This is a genomic window from Marivibrio sp. (assembly GCF_040218065.1).
Taxonomy (GTDB): Bacteria; Pseudomonadota; Alphaproteobacteria; order UBA8366; family Aestuariispiraceae; genus Marivibrio.
This window is the reverse complement of record NZ_JAVJQE010000010.1, coordinates 251,384-271,235: the sequence shown is the minus strand read 5'-3', so window position 1 is coordinate 271,235 and position 19,852 is coordinate 251,384. Positions and strand designations below refer to the sequence as shown.

The 19,852-nt window shown below is 67.7% G+C and carries 25 protein-coding genes and 1 tRNA gene; 12 read left to right on the top strand and 14 right to left on the bottom strand.

Features of this window, described 5'->3' with window-relative positions; genetic code table 11:
- The first annotated feature begins 78 nt into the window (after positions 1-78).
- The 3 genes from RIB45_RS11360 (at position 79) to RIB45_RS11350 (ending at position 1,750) form a co-directional block, all read left to right on the top strand.
- On the top strand, positions 79-678 hold the full coding sequence (locus RIB45_RS11360) for a phage tail protein (RefSeq protein ID WP_350050388.1): 600 nt from the start codon (positions 79-81) through the stop codon (positions 676-678).
- Between the two features lie 36 nt (positions 679-714).
- Complete coding sequence (locus RIB45_RS11355) at positions 715-1,065, top strand: hypothetical protein (RefSeq protein ID WP_350050387.1); 351 nt, start codon at positions 715-717, stop codon at positions 1,063-1,065.
- Between the two features lie 82 nt (positions 1,066-1,147).
- Positions 1,148-1,750, top strand: coding sequence for a phage tail protein (locus RIB45_RS11350; RefSeq protein WP_350050386.1), 603 nt, complete (start codon positions 1,148-1,150; stop codon positions 1,748-1,750).
- Between the two features lie 83 nt (positions 1,751-1,833).
- Here RIB45_RS11350 and RIB45_RS11345 read toward each other — a convergent pair whose 3' ends face one another.
- Positions 1,834-2,355 (bottom strand): GNAT family N-acetyltransferase, encoded by a 522-nt coding sequence (locus RIB45_RS11345; protein ID WP_350050385.1) that lies wholly within the window; start codon positions 2,353-2,355, stop codon positions 1,834-1,836.
- 165 nt (positions 2,356-2,520) lie between these two features.
- Between RIB45_RS11345 and RIB45_RS11340 the strand changes: the two genes are divergently transcribed.
- From RIB45_RS11340 to RIB45_RS11330, 3 genes are all read left to right on the top strand, one after another.
- A tRNA-Thr gene (locus RIB45_RS11340) sits at positions 2,521-2,596 on the top strand.
- Between the two features lie 184 nt (positions 2,597-2,780).
- On the top strand, positions 2,781-2,909 hold the full coding sequence (locus RIB45_RS11335) for a hypothetical protein (RefSeq protein ID WP_350050384.1): 129 nt from the start codon (positions 2,781-2,783) through the stop codon (positions 2,907-2,909).
- A 166-nt stretch (positions 2,910-3,075) separates the two neighbouring features.
- A complete protein-coding gene (locus tag RIB45_RS11330) occupies positions 3,076-3,252 on the top strand; it encodes a YqaE/Pmp3 family membrane protein (protein WP_350050383.1) in 177 nt (58 codons plus the stop codon).
- Here RIB45_RS11330 and RIB45_RS11325 read toward each other — a convergent pair.
- The 3 genes from RIB45_RS11325 to RIB45_RS11315 are packed head-to-tail and all read right to left on the bottom strand — an operon-like array spanning position 3,247 to position 5,601.
- Positions 3,247-4,053 carry a YdcF family protein gene (locus RIB45_RS11325; RefSeq protein ID WP_350050382.1) on the bottom strand — a complete coding sequence of 269 codons (807 nt, stop codon included), beginning with the start codon at positions 4,051-4,053 and terminating at the stop codon, positions 3,247-3,249. The genes RIB45_RS11330 and RIB45_RS11325 overlap by 6 nt on opposite strands.
- Positions 4,054-4,063: 10 nt before the next feature.
- On the bottom strand, positions 4,064-5,068 hold the full coding sequence (locus RIB45_RS11320; protein WP_350050381.1) for a tetratricopeptide repeat protein: 1,005 nt from the start codon (positions 5,066-5,068) through the stop codon (positions 4,064-4,066).
- The gene (locus RIB45_RS11315; protein WP_350050380.1) at positions 5,065-5,601 is read right to left on the bottom strand and encodes a hypothetical protein; all 537 of its coding nucleotides are present in this window, start codon (positions 5,599-5,601) and stop codon (positions 5,065-5,067) included. The genes RIB45_RS11320 and RIB45_RS11315 overlap by 4 nt, the downstream gene beginning before the upstream one ends.
- Before the next feature lie 110 nt (positions 5,602-5,711).
- Between RIB45_RS11315 and fliN the strand changes: the two genes are divergently transcribed.
- Positions 5,712-6,023 (top strand): flagellar motor switch protein FliN, encoded by a 312-nt coding sequence (fliN, locus tag RIB45_RS11310; protein WP_350050379.1) that lies wholly within the window; start codon positions 5,712-5,714, stop codon positions 6,021-6,023.
- A 69-nt stretch (positions 6,024-6,092) separates the two neighbouring features.
- On the opposite strand, the gene RIB45_RS11305 is transcribed toward fliN, so the two are convergent.
- Positions 6,093-6,320 (bottom strand): sulfurtransferase TusA family protein, encoded by a 228-nt coding sequence (locus RIB45_RS11305; protein WP_350050378.1) that lies wholly within the window; start codon positions 6,318-6,320, stop codon positions 6,093-6,095.
- Positions 6,321-6,505: 185 nt separating this feature from the next.
- On the opposite strand from RIB45_RS11305, the gene RIB45_RS11300 reads away from it, so the two are divergent.
- The 4 genes from RIB45_RS11300 (at position 6,506) to RIB45_RS11285 (ending at position 9,640) form a co-directional block, all read left to right on the top strand.
- The gene (locus tag RIB45_RS11300; RefSeq protein WP_350050377.1) at positions 6,506-7,429 is read left to right on the top strand and encodes a sulfite exporter TauE/SafE family protein; all 924 of its coding nucleotides are present in this window, start codon (positions 6,506-6,508) and stop codon (positions 7,427-7,429) included.
- Positions 7,429-8,235, top strand: a complete 807-nt coding sequence (locus RIB45_RS11295; RefSeq protein ID WP_350050376.1) for a TIGR02186 family protein — start codon at positions 7,429-7,431, stop codon at positions 8,233-8,235. The genes RIB45_RS11300 and RIB45_RS11295 overlap by 1 nt, the downstream gene beginning before the upstream one ends.
- 30 nt (positions 8,236-8,265) lie before the next feature.
- A complete protein-coding gene (locus tag RIB45_RS11290; RefSeq protein WP_350050375.1) occupies positions 8,266-9,225 on the top strand; it encodes a dimethyl sulfoxide reductase anchor subunit family protein in 960 nt (319 codons plus the stop codon).
- 79 nt (positions 9,226-9,304) lie between these two features.
- Positions 9,305-9,640: a hypothetical protein gene (locus tag RIB45_RS11285; protein WP_350050374.1), complete on the top strand. Its 336-nt coding sequence runs from the start codon at positions 9,305-9,307 to the stop codon at positions 9,638-9,640.
- A 16-nt stretch (positions 9,641-9,656) separates the two neighbouring features.
- On the opposite strand, the gene RIB45_RS11280 is transcribed toward RIB45_RS11285, so the two are convergent.
- Complete coding sequence (locus RIB45_RS11280) at positions 9,657-10,925, bottom strand: glycerate kinase type-2 family protein (RefSeq protein WP_350050373.1); 1,269 nt, start codon at positions 10,923-10,925, stop codon at positions 9,657-9,659.
- Between the two features lie 47 nt (positions 10,926-10,972).
- Between RIB45_RS11280 and RIB45_RS11275 the strand changes: the two genes are divergently transcribed.
- Positions 10,973-11,389 carry an HIT domain-containing protein gene (locus RIB45_RS11275; RefSeq protein ID WP_350050372.1) on the top strand — a complete coding sequence of 139 codons (417 nt, stop codon included), beginning with the start codon at positions 10,973-10,975 and terminating at the stop codon, positions 11,387-11,389.
- Here the strand turns inward: RIB45_RS11275 and RIB45_RS11270 are convergent.
- The 8 genes from RIB45_RS11270 to pdeM all read right to left on the bottom strand — a co-directional run bounded on the left by RIB45_RS11270 (position 11,364) and on the right by pdeM (position 19,733).
- On the bottom strand, positions 11,364-11,642 hold the full coding sequence (locus RIB45_RS11270) for a hypothetical protein (protein ID WP_350050371.1): 279 nt from the start codon (positions 11,640-11,642) through the stop codon (positions 11,364-11,366). The genes RIB45_RS11275 and RIB45_RS11270 overlap by 26 nt on opposite strands.
- 157 nt (positions 11,643-11,799) lie before the next feature.
- The gene (locus tag RIB45_RS11265; RefSeq protein WP_350050370.1) at positions 11,800-12,387 is read right to left on the bottom strand and encodes a DUF3833 domain-containing protein; all 588 of its coding nucleotides are present in this window, start codon (positions 12,385-12,387) and stop codon (positions 11,800-11,802) included.
- A 40-nt stretch (positions 12,388-12,427) separates the two neighbouring features.
- A complete protein-coding gene (locus tag RIB45_RS11260; protein WP_350050369.1) occupies positions 12,428-13,813 on the bottom strand; it encodes an MFS transporter in 1,386 nt (461 codons plus the stop codon).
- Between the two features lie 11 nt (positions 13,814-13,824).
- Positions 13,825-15,081: a class I SAM-dependent methyltransferase gene (locus RIB45_RS11255; protein WP_350050368.1), complete on the bottom strand. Its 1,257-nt coding sequence runs from the start codon at positions 15,079-15,081 to the stop codon at positions 13,825-13,827.
- A 67-nt stretch (positions 15,082-15,148) separates the two neighbouring features.
- The gene (locus RIB45_RS11250; protein WP_350050367.1) at positions 15,149-15,943 is read right to left on the bottom strand and encodes a DUF1365 domain-containing protein; all 795 of its coding nucleotides are present in this window, start codon (positions 15,941-15,943) and stop codon (positions 15,149-15,151) included.
- The gene (locus tag RIB45_RS11245) at positions 15,940-17,304 is read right to left on the bottom strand and encodes an NAD(P)/FAD-dependent oxidoreductase (protein ID WP_350050366.1); all 1,365 of its coding nucleotides are present in this window, start codon (positions 17,302-17,304) and stop codon (positions 15,940-15,942) included. The genes RIB45_RS11250 and RIB45_RS11245 overlap by 4 nt, the downstream gene beginning before the upstream one ends.
- Positions 17,304-18,770, bottom strand: a complete 1,467-nt coding sequence (locus tag RIB45_RS11240) for a cryptochrome/photolyase family protein (RefSeq protein ID WP_350050365.1) — start codon at positions 18,768-18,770, stop codon at positions 17,304-17,306. Before RIB45_RS11240 ends, RIB45_RS11245 begins: the two co-directional genes overlap by 1 nt.
- 261 nt (positions 18,771-19,031) lie before the next feature.
- Positions 19,032-19,733, bottom strand: a complete 702-nt coding sequence (gene pdeM / locus RIB45_RS11235) for a ligase-associated DNA damage response endonuclease PdeM (protein ID WP_350050364.1) — start codon at positions 19,731-19,733, stop codon at positions 19,032-19,034.
- Between the last annotated feature and the right edge of the window lie 119 nt (positions 19,734-19,852).

Below are 19,852 nucleotides of genomic sequence, written 5' to 3'. Positions count from 1 at the left end.
AAACTATTTGCTCCTAATACGCGTTTCACACGGGCACGGGACGGAACGCGAACCATCGCAGTTCGGGGGAGAAAGCGAATGGATAATCCTTTTTATGGCATGTTGCAGGCCTTCGGCTTCAATTTCGCCCCGTTAAACTACGCGTTCTGCCAAGGGCAACTCCTCGACATCACGCAGCATACCGCGCTCTTCTCCCTTCTGGGGACGATCTACGGGGGCAATGGGACGACCTCGTTCGGTCTGCCCAATCTCATGGGCCGGGCCGCAGCGGGCCAAGGGGGGCGCCCCGGCGCCCCCAGCTACCCGATAGGCGCCAGCGCCGGCGCGGAAACGGCGTCGTTGACGATCTTAAACCTCCCTCCGCACAACCATTCGGCGCATTTTCAACCCACAGGCGGGTCCGCTTCGGTCGCGGTCAGCACCACGGCGGGCGCCGTCTCCACTCCGAGCGAGGGCGTTTACGCCGGCGGCGGCGGCCTGACGGCCGCGCAGCCGAATTACGTGCCGCCCGCCTCCGCGGGAACGACAGTGCCGCTGGGCGGCGTAACGCCAGCCCAAACGGACGGGGCTGTGACCTTATCGCCGACTGGGGCCAATGTGCCGATCAATGTGGTGCAGCCGGTCCTGGCGATCAGCTGGTGCATCGCCCTGCAGGGTCTCTACCCCAGCCGCAACTGACGCCCGGCTTTCCGCAGCAAGGAGGACGTTCGAACGATGTTGGACAAACTGAAGGCCGGCGACTTCAAAAAAGCGGTCGGCAAACACGGCTCCATCGTATTTGTCGACGGGCCCGATGCTCAGGTCGAATTTCTTGAGGTCAGCGAACACAAGGAATGCGCGATGCCGGACGCTCCGAAGGGGGCGCGCACGCCCTTCTCCGTTCTGCTTCGCTGCGACCAACCGCTCGGCCTTTCGGAGTGCGCCTGTCACGACCTGATCATGCCCGACGGGTCTCGGGTCGAGGGGGTCGCGATCGCACAGATCACGAGCCATCCGAACCCGAACGGCCCAGCGGACGAGACGCTGTCGCACGACATGCGGATTTTGCAAATCGTCTTCACCTAGAAACACCGCCTGAGGGCGCTTCGTTGCACCAACATTCGCCTTCCGGTCCCATCCCGAAAGGCGCAAGGGGGAGAGAAGAAAGATGGACAGTCCTTTTATCGGCATGCTCGCCAGCTTCGGCTTCAGCTTCGCGCCGCGCAATTGGGGCCTGTGCGCGGGCGCCCTTATCTCAATCGCGCAGAACCAGTCCTTGTTCTCGCTGATCGGCACGCTCTATGGCGGAGACGGGCGAACGGTCTTCGCGCTGCCCGATCTTCGCGGGCGGGCGGCGATCGGGTTCGGTCAAAGCGCGGGAACCAGCCATTATCCCATCGGACAGCGCTTAGGGTGGGAGACGCAAACGCTTTCGGTCAGCGAGATGCCGGCTCACACCCACACCGCGGCCTTCACGCCGGCCGGCGGGGGCTCCGCCACGGTTGAAGTCTCGACCACGCAGGGCAGCAATGCGACGCCGCAGGCCGGCGACTATCTCGGCGGCGGCGGGCTGACCGCGCCGCAGCCGCTTTATGTGCCGGCGAACCAAGCCGGCACGACCGTAGCCCTCGGCGGCGTGAGCGGCACGGGCGGCGACGGCGTCGTCGCTGTGCAAGACACGGGCGGGGGCCAGAGCTTCAGCGTCGTCCAGCCGATCCTGGCCATCAACTGGTCGATCTGCCTGTTCGGCCTGTATCCGCAGCGCAACTGACGGGCCGTCGCGGTATGAGGCCCATTTAAAACTACCCCGCCGATTTCGGCGGGGTTTTCTTTCGCCCGGCGCGCCGGCGGCGCTCACTGACGCATGGCGTCGGCCGTCGGCGTCCAGGTCAACAGGATGTGCGCGGCGCCGGCCTCCGGCGGCTCAGCCTCGAAGCCATGGCTTTGCAGGAAATGCAGCAGCGCCACATTGTGCGCCAGGCAGACCACCGTCAGCGGGCATTTCGACTGGCCGCAGGCCTGCAGAAGGGCCAGCACGACCGTCTGGCCGTAGCCCTTGCCTTGCGCCTTGGCGATGAACCCCAGATCCACGACCCGCGCCGCCTCGCCGTCCCAATCGAGGCTGAGCTTGCCGATCCGCTCGCCCGTCTTTTCGATCACGAAATAGACGGCGTTCGGGAACATCGCGCCGTAGCCCTGCGTCTGGCCCTGAAGCTGGATCTCCATCAGATGCTCCAGCTGATCGCGCGGGAGATCCGTGGTCGTCTTGAGGTCCGAATATTTGTCGTCGACCAGCTTGCGCAGGAATTGCTTGTCCGACGGCCGGGCGGGGCGGACGCTGAGGCCGTTGGGCAGGCGGGCCAGTCCTTGCAGCATGGGGCGGTCTCCTATGCGGGGGGAAAGTTGCAGCGGCGCTGCGCCCGATATTTTTGCGCGCATATCCCGTCAAAAACAACCGTCGAAAGGCGTGCGCGAAGGCTGGCGAAGGGGCGCGCATGGTGCTAGAAACGCCGCGGCGGCGCGCCCGTCCGGGCGCCCCGGGCCGGATTAGCTCAGCTGGTAGAGCAGCGGTTTTGTAAACCGAAGGTCGCGGGTTCGATCCCTGCATCCGGCACCAGCCGCCCGCCGCATTTTCCTGAGCCTCCCGAAACATCTGCGGTCGACAGCGCCGATCGACGCCCTACATGGGGAAGGGTCGGCGGCGCGACCGACTGTCGCGCCCGCCTTTGCGACATCGACCGTCAAGGCCGACCGGGCCGAACGCCAAGACCGAAACACCGCATGGGAAGGAGGTCTCACGAATGGCCGTCGAAAAGAAACCCGAGAACGCGCGTCAGGGCGAATCCCGCGGGCGCGTCCGTTGGATCCTCGTCGTCTCGCTGACGCTGGCCGTCATCGCTATGGCGGTTGTCGGATTCTCCGTAGGCTAAGGGCTAAGACTCGCGGCTCGAACCGCGCCTCTCCTCTGGCGCGCCGTTGCGTCGGAGGCTACCCTTCAATGCTGCACGCGCGCCGCAGCGGCGTGCGGATTCGGACTTGGTCGAGCTGCGCCGGAGCGCCGCTCCTCCGGTCCTCAAGCGCTGACGGGGGAGACACATGGACATCATCCGCATCGTGCTCGCGATCTTTCTGCCGCCGGTGGCGGCGTTTCTGACGGTGGGGATCGGGCTCCACTTCTGGCTCAATCTGATTTTGACGTTGTTTTTCTTCGTGCCGGGCATGATCCACGCCCTGTGGCTCGTCGTGAAGAACGCGGGCGGCCGGCCCTCATAAGTCCGACCAGCCGATGCGGCCGACCGCCAGATAATAGGCGAGACCCGCCGCCTCCCGCAGCGGCGCACGCCAAGCGGCGAGGCCGAAGACGCTCGGGATCGCATCGGCCGGCGTGAGCTTCGGGAAAGGACGCGTCGGCAGATAAGCGACGACGTCGACTCCGGCCGCGCGCAGACAGGCGGCCGCCCGGCGCAGATGGGCGGCGTCCGTCGCGACCACGGCCCGGGTCCAGCTTAGCCGGGCCGCAATCTCGGAGAACGCCTGCGCGTTTTCGAACGTGTTGCGGGCGGTGCGGTCGACATGCAGGTCGGCGGGAAACCGCAACCGCTCACGAATGACGTCAGCCTCAGGCGGCGCGTCGGCAGGCACGCGTCCGCCGCTCAAGACCAGCGGCAGGCCGGTGCGCGACGCCAAGTCGATCGCGCGCAGACTGCGCGCCACGCTCGCCGAACTGGGTCGCCAGCGGTCGTCGGGTCCGCGCCAGATCCCGCCGGAAAAAAGCGCGATGAAGGTCCGCCCGTCGGGCGCCGGGGCGTCCGCGTCGGCCGACGGGCCCTTGGGCGTCAGGGCCAGCGCGGCCAGTTTCGGCCCCGCCGGCGCCGAGAGGAGCGTGAGCGCGACCGCCGTCCCGCCCAAGAGGCCGATCAGGCTCATCCCCGCCCGCCGCGCGCCCGGGGCGGCGACCCGACGCCGTCGGCGCTCGCGCAGCCAGACGGCGATCGCAAGGCCCAGCAACAGCCAATAGGGCGCATTCGGCGCGACCAGTTGAAAGGCGTCCTTGGCGAGCGCGTACCAGTCCACGGGTCCGTCCTCACTGCCCCAGGCGGCGCGCCATTTCGAGCTGCGCGAGGACTTCCGCCCGACGCATTTCGATCAGTTGGCCCAGTTCGGTCCCGGCGCTGCGATAGCCCTGCATGGCGGCGAGATAGGGGTCGACGAACTCGGCGCGTTCGGCGAACAGGCGCGAGGCGCTTTCATAGTCGCTCGGCACGGCCGAGGGCAGACCGGCCTTCGCCTCCTCCAACAGCGCGAGCGCGCGACGCAGGTCCCGCTCGCCGCCGACGCCCAAAGCCAGCGCATCGGCCAGATTGAACTGCGCCGCCGGCAGACCCTGCCAGGCGGCGTTGCGAAACCACTCCAGCGCCTCCAGCTTGTCGGCCCGCGCGGTGGCGCGCATCAGCATCACGCCCAGCAGGTTCTGCGCCAGCGCGTCGCCCAATTCCGCCTGACGGCGGACGGCCGGGCGCAGCTCGGCGTCGTCGCCGCGCCCGGGGCTGTTATAGGCGCGGCGCAAGGCGAAGACGTCGCGCAGATCCGCCGCGGGAAGCGGCGCCGCCCCACTCTCCTCGGGCGCCGGGGGTCCGCCCGGCGCGTCAGGGGCGGGCGCGGTCAGCTCCGCGATCCGCGCGTCGGCCCTCGCTTTTACGGCGGGCTCGATCCGCTCGGCCAGCGCGTCGCGCTGATCGGCCGCGCCGGGCATGCCGGCGGCGGCGGCGCGGGCGAACCAGTAATAGGCCGCCCCCTCGTCCTGGGTGACGCCGTAGCCGTTCGCCAGCATCCAGCCGTAGTCGAGCGCAGCACGGGGCGAGCCGTTCTCCGCCGCGCGCGCGAACCAGCGGACCGCCTCGAAATCGTCGCGCGGGACCTGCGCGCCCCGTTCGTAGAGGCGGCCGATCTCATACTGCGCGGCGGCGTCGCCGGCTTCGGCGCGACCAAGCAGATCCGCCGGAATCTCCGCATTGGCGAGCGTCGGCGCGAGCCAAAGCGCTGCGGCCAGCAGCCACTCCGCCGGACGGATCGCGCGCGCGGCCCTCATCGTTTCTCCAATCTGAGCTCCTCGGCCAGGATCGGCGTCCCGGCGCGATTCAAATCCACGCGCCACAACAGCGCGCGGCCATCGGGGCTGAGTCGGCGGCGGCTCACAAGGTCCATGCGCGCGCCGAAGCGGTCGAAGAAATGCGCCTCGACGATCAGCGCGCCGTCCGCCTGCATGCGGGCGAACCATACTTCGTGATCAACGATCAGCCTGTCAGCCGGGACGCCGGAGAAGAAGTTCGCGCGTCCCACGCGACTGTAGCGCATGGAGGGCCAGCTCTTCTGCTCAACGATGTCGGGCGGGGCGATCTGATGAATCGCGAAGCCGTCCGGCTCTATCGCGATGCGCTGTTCGAAGCCGGCGCCGCGGAACCGGCCTTGCAGCACGCCTACCGCCGCGCGCCACTCATCGACCGAGCGCGCCGCCGCCCGCGAGGCCGCGCCGACCCCGAGAAGCCCGACGCCGGCTGAAAGGCCCGCGCGCAGTACGGCGCGACGGGTCGGCGGATCAGGGCGGCGGTCTCTTTCTTGCATCGACGTTTCCGCGAATCGCAGCGTATGCTCTGCGATTAAGACTACAAGGCGCGCGCCCTCGACGCAAAAGCGGCGAGCGGCGTCCGCCGGATCGACGAAGGGCGGACGCGATGAGCGACGACGAAGGTCCGACGCCGGTGCAGCAGGCGGCCGCCGAGGCGGTCTCGCGCAACGGCCGCTCCAGCGCGGTGCAGAACATCATGGTCGACCTGACCGCGGTGCTGGGCACGGCGGATATGAAGGTTTCGAACTTGCTCAAGATCGGCCGCGGCGCGGTGATCGAACTCGACCGCCGCGTCGGGGACACGGTGGAGGTGCGCTGCAACGGCATGCCCGTCGGCCGCGGCGAGGTGGTGGTGGTCGAGGACCATCTCGCCGTCTCGATCACCGAGATGTACAAGAGCTCCAGTCAGGCCGACTGAGGCGGAGCAGGCTTATTTCGGGGACGCAAACCTTCATCGGCGCGCCCCCGCAACAGGCGGACGGCCGGCTCAGGGTTTGCGCAACCGGATGGTGTAGACGCCGTTCGATTCGACGCTTTCCAGCAGGTCCGCGCCCTGCGCCTCGCAGAAGGCCTCGAAATCCTTGGGCGCGCCGGGATCGGTCGCTTCCACTGCCAGAACGGCGCCGCCGTCCAGCTGTTTCCAAAGCTTGCGGGCCTTGAGGACTGGCAGCGGGCATTTCAGGCCGGTCGCGTCCAGATGATGCTCGTCGGCCATTCGGCGTCTCCCTGCTACGGGTCCGCGAAATTCGGGACCTTGAAAATTGAGACGGAGCGTCGCATTGACGTATGGGCGCAAAAGGCGCTTTCTTGCAAGACTTCACCGCGTGCGGTCCGCATCCATGAGGCCGCACAGCATTCCTTCGACCGGCGACGACGGGCAAGCGGGGGCGGCTTTCGTCGATGCACATCTACCTGCCGATCGCCGAGATGTCGGTCAACATTTTCGCCATCCTCGGGATCGGCGCGGGCATCGGGGTGCTCTCCGGCATCTTCGGGGTGGGCGGCGGCTTCCTCATGACGCCGGTGTTGATCTTCATCGGCGTGCCCTCGCCTGTCGCAGTCGCGACCGGGGCGAATCAGATCGTCGCCTCCTCCGTCAGCGGGGCGATGGCGCACTGGCGGCGCGGCAATGTGGACGTGAAGATGGGGCTGATGCTGCTGGTCGGCGGCTTCATCGGATCGACCGGGGGCGTCTTTGTCTTCCGTTGGCTGCAGACGCTGGGTCAGATCGATCTGGTCATCAAGCTCTCCTACGTCATCTTCCTCGGGATCATCGGCGGGCTCATGGCGGCGGAGAGCCTGCGGGCGGTGTTGCGCGCGCGACGCCCGGTGAAGGGCGGGCGCGGCAAGCTTCACGAGCACAATTGGCTGCACGGCCTGCCCTTCAAGATGCGCTTCCGGAAGTCGAAGCTGTACATCTCGGCCCTGCTGCCGATCGGCGTCGGCGCCTTCGTCGGCGTGTTGTCGGCCATTATGGGCGTGGGCGGCGGGTTCGTGATGGTGCCCGCGATGATCTATCTTCTGGGCATGCCGACCACCGTCGTCATCGGCACCTCGCTGTTCCAAATCCTGTTCGTGACCGGCAACGCGACGTTCCTTCAGGCGACGCTGAACCAGACGGTGGACGTGGTGCTGGCCCTTCTCCTGTTGATCGGCGGAGTGATCGGCGCGCAGTTCGGAACGAAACTCGGCGCCAAGATGAAGGGCGAGCAGTTGCGCGGGCTCTTGGCGGCTATGGTGCTGATCGTCTGCGGCAAGCTGCTTTTCGATCTGGTGCTGGAGCCGGCCGATCTCTATAGCCTGACCGCGCCGGGAGGTGAGTGATGGCCCGCGCGCGCACACTCTTCACCCGTCGACGTCTTGGCGCGCTGCTCCTTCTCGCGCTGACGACCCTCGGTTTGAGCGCGGCGGCGCTGCATCTCGCGCCGACGCCCAGGCCCGCCCAGGCGGCCGAGCAACTGGTCGCGGACCTCGACGATCACCTGGTCGCCATCACCGCCGGCTTCACAGGGACCGAACTGCTCCTGTTCGGCTCGATCGAGGGAACGGGCGAAGTGGTCGTCGTCGTGCACGGCCCGAAGGAGGACGTGGTCGTCCGCCGTAAGGACAGGATCGCCGGCGTCTGGGTCAACCGGGCCGAAATGACCTTCAAGGGCGTGCCGGCCTTCTATCACGTCGCGACGTCCGCCCCGCGAGAGGCGCTGAACCTGCCGGACACGGCGTTGCGTCGCCATCAAATCGGGGTCGAGAACATCCGCCTGCGGCTCGCTGAGGGCGAGAATCCGGACATGCGCCAGCCCTTTGCAGAGGCGATCGTGCGCAACAAGATCCGCGTCGGCCATTACAGCGAAGAGGCGGGCCGCGTCGAATGGCGCGGCGGACGGCTGTTCCGCACGACGGTGCTGATCCCGGCCAACGTGCCGGTCGGCACCTATACCGTCGAAACGCTGCTGGTGCAGGGCGGCGAAGTGGTCAGCGCGCAGACGACGCCGCTCTTCGTGAATAAGGAGGGCTTTGGCGCCCAGGTCTTCCGCGCCGCCAACATGTTCCCCGCCTATTACGGGCTGGCGGCGATCCTGATCGCAGGCTTCGCAGGCTTCGCCGCCAACTGGATCTTCCGCAAGCTGTGACGCGCCTTTCGGTTCGAGTGTGAGGTCCCCATGCATCCCGCCAAATCGGTCATCCTGTTCACGACGGCCTCCGGGGCCGGCTATGGCCTGATCGTCGTCGCCGTGTTGGCGGAGGCGATGGGGCTGCTGCCGCGCGATCCGGTCGCGACGCTGGCGATCGTCGGCGTCGCGCTCGCGCTGATAGTCGTGGGACTCGGCGCCTCAACCTTCCATTTGGGCCGTCCGGAGCGGGCGTGGCGCGCGTTGAGCCAATGGCGCAGTTCCTGGCTCAGCCGCGAAGGCGTGGCGGCGGTCGCCGCCTTCGTGCCGATCGCGGGCTGGGGGGCGCTACGCTATCTGGACGCCTCCGCGAGCGCGCCGTCGTCGATTGAGGCGGCGCTCGCCGGCCTCGCGGCGCTTTCGGCGCTGGTCGTGCTGTATTGCACCGGCATGATCTACGCCTCGCTCAAGGCCGTGCCGATGTGGGCGACGCCGTGGACCCCGATCGGCTATCTGCTGCTGGGCCCCGCGACGGGCGGCGTGCTTCTCAACGCGATCGCCCACGCATTGGGATTCGGAACCGAGACGTTGGGCGGGGTCGTCTCCTGGCTGCTGCTGGCCGGTTTGGTCGCCAAACTCGGCTACTGGAAGCGCGAGGAGAAGCGAAAGAAGAAGGCCACGCCGGCCGACGCGACCGGCCTCGGCGAAGCGGGCGCGCGGGTCCAGGCGCTCGACCCGCCGCACAGCGAGCCCAATTATCTGATGCGCGAGATGGGCTTCCAGATCGCACGCAAGCATGCGGGCCGCCTGCGCCGGATCGCTCTCGTCTGGACCTTCGTCTTCCCAATGCTGGCGATCCTGATGTCCTCCTTCTCGCAAGGCTGGGCGGAAATCGGACTGGTCGCGCTGTCTCTCGTCACCGCGAGCGTCGGGCTCGTCGCCGAACGCTATCTCTTCTTCGCAGAGGCGAAACACGTGCAGAGCCTTTATTACGGCGAGGCGGCGGTTTGAGCGCGCCCTTGCCCTCGCGCCCGTCCGACGCGATACTTTCGCCAATCAGCGAGACCGCGGTCCAGGGGGAGCATCCGCCATGTCCAATTCGCCCGTCGCCTCGACGCCGTTGCCGGCCCTCGGGGTCGGCCTCTTCATCATAGGCTTCGCCGCCGCCGCGATCTTGGATATGATCTTCGGGCCGAGCGCGGTGCTTATCATCGCGGCGATCGTGGTCGGCGCGGGGCTGTATTTGAAGCTGGAATGGCTGGCCTACGCCGGCGGGCTGATCGTCTGCGCCGGGCTCTCCTACGACATCGCGCTCGATACGATGCAGACCGGCTCCGTCTTCGCGGGCCTCTTCGCGGTGCTGACGATCGGCGCCGTGGGCGTCGTCTCGCTGATCGCGGCGGAGAAGATGCGCGCCTGGGTCTGACGCGCCTCCCCCGTCCTTATAGGATCAACACCGCCCGGAAGTCGTTGACGTTGGTCAGCGTGGGTCCGGGCGTCACCTGATCGCCCAACGCCTTGAAGAAGCTGTGCGCGTCGTTTCGCGCCAACGCCTCGGCCGGATCCAGACCCGCCGCGCGCGCCCGCGCCAGCGTCGCCGGGCCGATCACGGCGCCCGCGACTTCCGCAGCGCCGTCGACGCCGTCCGTGTCGCAAGCGACGCCGTAGACGCCGGGCGCGCCGTCCAAGGCCAGCGCCAGCGCCAGCGCGAATTCCGCGTTCGGGCCGCCCACCCCCTCGCCGCGCATGGTGACGGTCGTCTCGCCGCCGGACAGCAGCACGGCCGGCGCGGCGACCGGCAGGCCGTGCGCGCGGACCGACTGAGCGATCCCGGCCGTCGCGCGCGCGACCTCCTGGCTCTCCCCTTCCAGCGCGTCGCCCAGAATCAGCGGCGTGACGCCCGACGCGCGCGCGACCTCCGCCGCGGCCTTCAGCGAGAGCAGCGGCGCGGCGACAAGGCGATTTTCGACTCGCTCGAACAGCGGATCGCCAGGCTTCGGCGTCTCGTCCCGGGCCGCGTCCAGATGACGGGCGACCGCATGGGGCGGATCGACGTCGTAGGCGGCCAAAATCTTGCGCGCATCCGCAAAGCTGCTGGGATCCGGCACGGTCGGGCCGGAGGCGATGATCGAGGGGTCGTCGCCCGGCACGTCTGAGATCAACAGGCTGACGACCCGCGCCGGCGCGGCGGCGGCGGCGAGGCGCCCGCCCTTGACGGCTGAGAGATGCTTGCGCACCACGTTGATCTCGCCGATCCGCGCGCCGCAGCGCAGCAGTTGACGGTTGACCGTCTGCTTATCGTCCAGCGTCAGTCCCTCGGCCGGCGCCGCCAACAGCGCCGAGCCGCCGCCGGAGATCGCACACAGCAGCAGATCGTCCGGCCCCAGCTCCTCCGCCAGCGCCAGGATGCGCCGCGCCGCCGCCTCCCCGGCGGCGTCGGGCACGGGATGGGCGGCTTCCACGATCTCCACCCGCTCGCACGGGACCGCGTGGCCGTAGCGCGTGACCGCGAGGCCCGAGAGATCGCCAGGCCAGGCCCGCTCGATCGCCTGCGCCATCTTGGCCGACGCCTTGCCGGCGCCGACTAGGACAGTGCGGCCTTTAGGCGGGTCGGGCAGATGCTCGGGGACGCAGACAGACGGGTCTGCGGCGTCGAGCGCCGCCTGGAACAGGCGGCGCAGAAAGGCGTCAGGATCGGTTTGCAAGTCCATCGCCGCCAGTTAGCGTGAGGCGGTCTGATTACGCAAGCGAGGGCGCGATGGGCGACGGTTTTTCCCTGCATGAACGGTTGGCGGCCGATACGGCGCCGGTCGCGGAGTTGACGCTGTGCAGCCTGCGCCTGATGAAGGACGCGCGCTTTCCCTGGGCGATCCTGATCCCCCGGCGAGCGGACATCCGCGAGATCCATCAGATGACCCAGGCGGACCAGCGCCAATTGCTGGCTGAGATCACGAAAGTCTCCGCCGCGATCGAGCGGGACTGGCGCGCGGACAAGATGAACGTCGCGGCGCTCGGCAACATGGTCCCGCAGTTGCATATCCACGTCATCGCCCGGTTCGAGGGCGACGCCGCCTGGCCGGGGCCGGTCTGGGGCGCGGGATCGACGGAGTTCTACGGCGAGCAGGCGTTGGCGGAGACGATCGCGCGCCTCAATGCGGCTCTTCGCGCAGCGTGAAATCGCCGGCCCGCACCCGTTCGGGCAGGGCTTCGATGATGGCGGCGACGTCCTCTTCGCCGCGGTCTTCGATCAGATCGGTCAACGCAAGATAGAGGCAGACTTCGGAGAGGAGGTCGCTTGGGATGCCTTGCGCGCAGGCCTCGTCCCAGGCGTCCAGAAACAGCGCCATCGCCTTGCGCTTATGCTCGGCGACGAAGCTGTCCTGCTCCAACGCCGGGCCGGCCACGGTTTGCGTGGGTTTGTCGGCCATGCGGACCTCCCGCCCCTCTGGGTCATCCGCCGCCCGCCAGGGTGTCGACGCGCGAATCGCGCCGGAGTCGGGCGGATTCCCCTTTATAAGGATCAAACTAAGCGCGATTCGCCGAGCCTGTCCACAGCGCGGCGGCCGACCGCGGCCCAACGGCCCTTTACTCGGCCGCCAGCTTTGCGCCCGAGACAGGGGCGGACGCCTCCTCCGAGGCCGCGTCGACCTTCCGGAAGAAGATCATGGCGCGGCCGATGTCGATCCCCCATTTGCTGACGGTCGCGCGATTGACGATCACGCCGCCCGGCTGCAGGAACATCCAGTCGTCGAAATCGACTCGCCAGGTCGAGCCGCCGACCGGCAGATCGAAGGTGTACGTCCAATTGAAGGCGTTGCCGGAAATCTCGCCTTTCGCCACACCGACGACGCCGCCGGCGGTTCCCTCGTAAGTGGTGGGACCGGTCTTGGTCAGCTCCCACACGCGGCGCTCGGTCTCGCCGTCGGAATAGTCGAAATCCTCGACCAGCGTCAGCTCCTGCGCCGCCTCGTCCCACGAGCCCTCAATATCGACGGTGAACTGGCGTCGGACGTTGCCGAAGCGGTCTTCGAACACGCCCCACGCCTTAGAGCGCCCCTCGAAATAGTCTTCGAGGGTCAGCTTCGGTTGCTCATTCTTGAAGTCTTCGACCTTCATTCCGCTGCATCCCGCGAGCGCTAGAAACGCCGCCATCATCACGGCCAGTTTGCGCATCGTCTCCTCGACTTTCCTCAGCCGTCCCGCGATCCGCGCTTCAGCGCGACGCGTCGGTCTGCTCTTCCGCCTCGATCCGCCGCCGGAGGTCGGCCTGATCGGCCGCACCGAGCGGATGCCTCCAGACGAGCGCGATTGCGCCCAGCTTGAAGACGATCGGGGCGAACCCGTACATCCACGCAAGCGGCGTCGTATTCGACACCGCGCCGACGGCCGCGTCCTGCGCCGCCGCCGCATCGAATCCCAGGGCTTCCAATCCTGGGAAGGCCAGACCGACCGCGAGCGCCAGCGAAAGCTTCGTCGCCATGCCCCACAGAGCGAAGTAGAGCCCCGTGCGAGCCGCCCCGCCGGTCGCGGCCGTATCCACATCGACAGCGTCCGCCTGCATCGAGGGCGGCAGCGCCAGATCGGCCCCGAGCGCAATCCCCGTCGACACGCAAACGGCCGCGAACAACCAAACGTCGCCGGGCCCGAGAAACGGCGCGGCCGAGAACCAGAAGCAGGTCCAGACCATCGCCGCGCACCAGACCCGGTGCTTGCCGTACCGCCGCGCCAGCCAGAGCCAGAAAGGCAGTCCGACGATCGCTAACAAGAAGTACGTCAAAAGCAACGCGCCGGATTTGTCCGGCGCTTTGAGGTGATGATCCACGTACAACAGAAACAACGTGGCGGGCAGCCCGTTCGCCACGCCGTTCAACAGCCAGGCGATGATCAGGCGGCGAAACGGCCGGTTCTGCTTGAGGACGTCGAGCCCCTGGCGCCAGTCGATGCGCTGGCGATTGTCCGGCGGCGGATCGGGAACGCTGCGGAACATCAAGAGGGCGGTCGCCGGCAGCAGGACGACGACGAAGAGGCCCACCGCCATCAGGCCCGTCGTCCGTTCGCTCTCGCCGGACAGCGCCGCCGCCGCCGCCGCGACGAGCGTCCCGGCCACCACGAACCCTTCGCGCGCGGCGGTGATGCGGTTGCGCTCATAGTAGTCGCCGCTCAACTCGGCGCCCCAGGCGCTGTAGGGCAGCATCACCATGGTCCAACCGAGATAGAGCAGGAAGGCGCTGAGCGCGAGGTGGACGAGACCCGCATCCTCTCCCGGGGAGAACAGCAGCCACGCGCCCGCCGCCGTCAGCGGCGCGCCGGCGGCGATCCACGGCCGCCTGCGCCCGAAACGCGAGCGCGTGCGATCCGACAGCGCGCCGATCAACGGATCGCTGACAACGTCCCACAGCCGCATCGCGAACAGCACCGCGCCGACGGCGGACAGGCCGAGACCCAACTCCACCGCATAGTAGCTCGGCACGAGGATGTAGACAGGCAACGTCGCGGCGGCCAGGGGCAGGCCCATCAGCCCGTAGGCCAGCAGCTGCAAGCGGCTAAGGCTGCGGCCGGTCTGATCGCCGGCGCCGGTCATCGGATCGGGCGTCTGCAAGTCGACCGCGCTCAGCGCTTGGCCAGTTGGATGCGCTGCACGTCGATCGAGCCGGCGCGGAAGCCCGCTTCGCAATAGGCGAGATAGTACTCCCACATGCGCTTGAAGCGGTCGTCGTAGCCCATCGGCTTCAACTCGCCCCACGCCTCCTGGAAGCGGCGGTTCCACTCCGCCAGCGTCTTGGCGTAGCAGAAGCCGAACCCTTCCATGCGGTCGACCGACAACCCCGCCTTCTCGCTCTGCGCGCGGAACACGCTCGGGCTCGGCAACATGCCGCCGGGGAAGATGTAGCGCTGAATGAAATCGGGTCGGCTCTTGTAGTAGTCGAAGTGCTTGTCCGCGATGGTGATCACCTGCAGCGCAGCCCGCCCGCCTTCGCGCAGCCGCTCGCGGACGTTGTCGAAGAAGACGGGCCAGTATTTCTCGCCCACCGCCTCGAACATCTCGATGGAGGCGACGCCGTCGAACTCGCCGCCGGTGTCGCGATAGTCCTGCAGGCGGATCTCCACCTTTTCGTTCAAGCCTTCGCGCTGGATGCGCTCCCGGGCGAAATCATGTTGGGCCTGCGAGATCGTGATGCCGGTCACCTTGCAGCCGCGGGTCTTGGCCGCATGCTCGGCGAAGCCGCCCCAACCGCAGCCGATCTCCAGCACATGATCCTCCGGCTTAGCCGCCAAGCGATCGAGCAGCAGCTCGTATTTGCGCGACTGCGCCTCCTCAAGCGTCGCGGCGCCGTCGTGGAAGGCGGCCGCGCTGTAGGTCATCGAGGGATCCAGCCATTCGCGATAGAAGGCGTTCCCCAAATCGTAATGATAGGCGATGTTGCGCTTGCTGCCGCGTTTGCTGTTCTGATTGAAGCTGTGGACGGCTCGGTTGAGGACGCGATACAGCGCCTTCCCGCGCAACACCTCGTCCAGCGCATCGCTGTTGAGCGCGCCCACGGTCAGGAAGCTCGCCAGATCGTCGCTGTCGTAATCGCCGTCCATGTAGGCTTCGCCAAGCCCGATATTGCCGCCGAGCACCATGCGCCGCGCCATGCGCGGATGGTTGATGGTGATCTTGCCCACCGGCCCGGGGACCGGCCCGGTGTAGCGTCGGCGCGCGCCTTCCGGCGTGGTCACGTCGAAGCTGCCGATATGGATGCGCTTGGCCAGCGCAAACGCCAGACGGCTGCCGAGAGACAGCGGCCGGCGAGGCGGCTCGTTAATGGTCGGCTGGGCGGTCGTCATCACGGGCGCGGCGTCTCGCGTCTCGGTGTCGATCGTCATGGCGCGGCTTGCTCCGTCAGTTAACAGCAAGTCGAAAATCAAGGCCAGAGGCGTAATCCGTGGCGGATCAGCCTGTGACCTCGCGTTCGGGCGGCGGCGGCTTGGGCACGTATTTCGCGCCCTTCAGCCAAAGCTTGAGGGCTTCCCAATGGATGGCCGCCGTGATTTTCAGGGTCATCAACGGGAAGCGCAGGATCGCGCCCGCCAAGGTCCGGTCGTCGAGCGCTCGGCGTTCGCCGATATGCGAGGCGACCAGCAACGGGCCGCCGTCCGGGTCGGATTGGCGGATCAGAATGTTGAGGCGCTCGCCCGGCGGCTTGAGCCGGAAACGGTACCGCCCCCCCATCCGGTTGAAGGGCGAGACATGGAAGACCTTGTCGGCGGCGTGCGCGATTTCGTCGCCGCCCCCGTCGACCGGCAGCAAGTAGCAGTGCTGCTCGCCGAACGTGTTCGACACCTCGTAAAGCACGGCGCGCAGCCGCTCGTCCGCTCCGTAGCAATAGTAGATGCTGAGCGGGTTGAAGACATAGCCCCACAGGCGTGGGAAGCACAGCAGCCGAATCGGTCCGCCGGCGAGATCGATTCCCCGCTCGGTCAGCAGCCTCTCGACCCACGGCCGAAGGGGGTTTCCGTCCCGCGGGCCGTGGTCCGAATCGCGGAAGGAGACGACCGCCCGGCGGTTATAGCCGAACAGCTTCATCGCGCCGTCGAGGGTCGAGAGCCGGTCGATATCTAGAAACAGCGAAAAAACGCGATACTCCAGCCGGTGGCTCATCGGCCGCACGCGCTTATGCGCCACGCGCCCGTAATAGAGCGCGCCGGCCGGCCTCAAGTCGGCGGGAGCCGTCGTCGCGTCCGTCAAGCGGCCGCCTCCATGTCGCCGGCGCCGGAGCGGGCGGCCGCGGGCGCGCCAAGGACGGCGTGCATGGCGTGCACCGGCTTGTCGCCCCAAGGGGCGGGCGCGCCGAGACGCTTGGCGACCGCTACGGCGGAGCCGAGTCCGTCCTCATGAAACCCGTAGCCGCAATAAGCGCCGCAGAACCACAGTCGGTTCGCCCCTTGCAAGCCGGGCAGCGTCTGCTGCGCCTGGATCGCGCCCTGATCGAAGACCGGATGATCGTACGCGATCTCAGCGATGACCGTCTCAGGGCGGATCGGGTCGAACGGGTTCAAGGTCACGAACAGATCCTGCGCATCCAGCGACTGCAGACTGTTCATCCAATAGCTCACGGCCACCTGCCGCTCGCGGTCCATGTCGCGGCCGGCCAGATAGTTCCAGCTCGACCACACTCCCCGTCGTTTCGGCATCTGAGCGACGTCGGTGTGAAGGACCGCGCGGTTTTCCTGATAGCGGAAGGCCGACAGCGTCGCCGCCTCGGCCGCACTGGGGTCCGAGATCATCTCAAGCGCCTCGTCGGCGTGGCAGGCGAGCACCGCGTCGTCGAACCGTTCCACCCGGCCGTCCGCCAATTGGATTTCGACCCCTTCGTTGAGCCGCGTCACGCGGACCGTCTTGGCGTTCGCCTCGACCCGCGGCAGATCGGCCAGGATCCGCTTGACGTATTCCCGGCTGCCGTCCTTGACCGTCCACCATTGCGGCCGGTCGTTGACCTGCAGAAGCCCGTGATTGTCGAAGAAGCGGATGAAGCTGTCGGCCGGAAACTCCGTCATGGTGGAGACGGGACAAGACCAGATCGCCGCGGCCATCGGCAACAGATGGTCGTCGACAAACGCTTCCGAATAGCCGGCGGCCTGCAGGAAGGCGCCCAGGCTCTGCTCGCCTGCGGCGCCGCCCGCCAAGGCTTGCGGGGCCTGCTTGTAGAAGCGCAGGATGTCTCGCACCATGCGGTGGAAGCGCGGCCGGAAGACGTTGCGCTTCTGAGCGAACAGGCTCCACAGCGTCGATCCGCCATATTCCAGCCGACCGCGGTCCAGCGTCACGCCGAAGGACATGTCGGTCTTGATGCGCTCGACCCCCAGATGATCGAACAGCGCGATCAGGTTGGGGTAGGTGCGCTCGTTATACACGATGAAGCCGGTGTCGACCGGGATGGTTCCGCCGCGTCCGTCGGGGGCGTCCAGCGTGTTCGAATGCCCGCCGATATAGGCGTTGCGCTCGAACAGCGTTACGTCGTGCCGGCGGTTCAAAAGCCAGGCGGCGCCGAGGCCCGCGATCCCGCCGCCCACGACGGCGATCTTCCGGCTGCGCACGCGTTCCGACATCAGGCGGCTCCCTTCACTTCCTCATACGCCGCAAGCGCGGCCTGACGGGCCTGCTTGTGGTCGACGATCGGGCGCGGGTATGTCCGCCCCAACTCCACCCCGGCGGCCGCCAGCGTGCGCGCATCGGCGGTCCAGGGCGCATGAATGACTTTCTTCGGCAGACCCTTCAATTCCGGAACCCACCGCCGGACGTAGTCGCCGTCCGGATCGAACTTTTCCCCCTGGGTCACGGGATTGAATATTCGAAAGTAGGGCGCGGCGTCCGCGCCGCAACCCGCCGCCCACTGCCAATTGCCGACATTGTTCGCAAGATCTGCGTCGACCAGCGTGTCGCGAAACCACGCCTCTCCTTTGGTCCAGGGGATCAGCAGATCCTTCACCAGAAACGAGGCGACCAGCATCCTGACCCGATTATGCATATAGCCGGTCTCCCACAATTCCCGCATCCCGGCGTCGACCAAGGGATAGCCGGTGAGCCCGCGGGTCCAGGCCCGATAGCCGGCCTCGTCCTCGCGCCAAGGGAACGCGTCGAACTTCCGCTGGTAGTTGGCGTAGGGCATTTGCGGATTGTGGAACAGAAGATTGTGATTGAAATCGCGCCAGCCGATCTCGCGCAGGAAGGCCCAGACGCCCTCCTCCATCTTGGCGCCGCCGTCGGCGCGCGCCGCCTCCAGCGCGTTCCACCAGATGCGCCGCGGGCTCGCCTCGCCGAAATGGATGTGAGGGGAGAGGCGCGACGTGCCGTCCGCCGCGGGGCGATCGCGCCGGCTTGGATAGTCGGCGACCGGCCCGTCCAGGAACGCGTCCAGGCGCGCCTGCGCGCCCGCTTCGCCCGGCGTCCAATAGCGGGAGAGCTTGGCGCCCCAATCCGGGCCGCTCGGCGACAGTCCGAGATCCTCCAACGCCTCGCCCGCGGGCCGCGCCGCCGGGGCGAGCGACGGCAGCGACTTGGGGGCCGGCGTCGGTTGCGGCGGGTCGCCCAGCGCGCATTCCGCCTTCCAGAACGGCGTGAAGACGCCGTAGGCGCCGCCCTGCTTGGTCTTCACCTCCCAGGGCTCGTACAACAGCGCGCCGTTGAAGCTTTCGGCGTGCACGCCGGCGTCCTTGAGCGCGCTCTTGATTCGCTTGTCGACCGCGACGCCCCACGGCTGGTAGCGACGGTTCCAATAAACCGCCGCGACGCCGATCTCCCGGGCGAGCGTCGGCACGATCTCTTCCGCCCGGCCGCGCTTGAACAGCAGCGGCGCGCCGAGCTCATTCAGACGCTCCGCCAGCGCGCTCAGGCTGCGGTGGAGCCACCAGCGGCTCGCCCCGCCCAGCGCGCTCTCTCCGGGCGCTTCTTCCTCCAGGATGAACAGGGGCAGAACCGCCCCGCGCCGGGCGGAGGCCGCCAGCGCCGGATGGTCGTCCAGCCGCAGATCGTCGCGGAACCAGACGAGGGCGCAATCGGAAGGGCTGTCGGACATGGAACCTCTGTCGTCGGGCGAGCTTGTCGTCACGATCATGGTACGCGTCAGAGGCGACCGATGGATTACCTTAAAGGCTTAAGAAAAAAAGGGAGAAGTTTTTTGCCGCCTGTGTGATCCGCCGCCCAAAGCCTCCCGTAGTTCTTTGCAAATCAGGGAAACCTGGTTGGCCAATGGTAGACCCTTCCCCCCCACATCTACCAAAGGCGTGCTCCCGGGCCGAGGCGACACCGTCTCGGCCCGGGATTTTTTTTGCGCTTCCTATCCCGCCCGCAACAACCGGCTTCTCGGAAAGCTGTAGACCTTGCGCGGCCCCAGAAGATGCACCCGAAAGCCGTCGGCGTAATGCCGCGATATGGCGGGGTCGAGGACGTTGAGCCCGCCGGTATAGGCCCCGAAGGAGGGCAGGATCGCGCGCCGCCCGTCCTCCACGAAACAGCGTGCGGCGATGCGCCGACCGCGCTGGGTGACGGCGGCCTTGGGGTGAAAGTGGCCGGATATCTCGCCCGCCGCCGGCCCGGCCAGCGCCTCGTGCCGGAAGACCAGCGGCCCGTCGATCAGATGATCCGTCACCACCGCGCCGCCCAGATCGGCGGGCGGGGCCGGATCGTGGTTGCCGGCGATCCATATCCAGGACCCCACGGCCGCGGCGAGGCGGCGGATCGTCTCACGCTCCTCCGCCCCTAGGCGTTCGGCCGCATCGGCGTCATGGAAGCTGTCGCCAAGACAGATCAGCCGCTTGGGTTGGCGCGCTCGGAGCGCGTCGGCCAGCCGGCTTAACGTCGTACGGCTGTCGTACGGCGGCAGCAGCTGGCCGCGCCGCGCGAAACTGGAGCCCTTCTCCAGATGCAGGTCGGCGACGATCAGCGTCTCGCGCGCGGGCCAGTAAAGCGCGCCCGACGGCTCCGCGATGACGGACGCGCCGTTGAGCGTGAGATCCTGGGTCAGGCTGACGCGGGTCATGACGGACGACACATAGCGCGCGATTCGCGCCGCATAAAGTCGCGCCGCCTGACGGCTGCGCGCCGGCGCGAGAGTGAGACGATCGGCTCGGAGGCGGGTCGGTTGAAGAATGCGTGCGG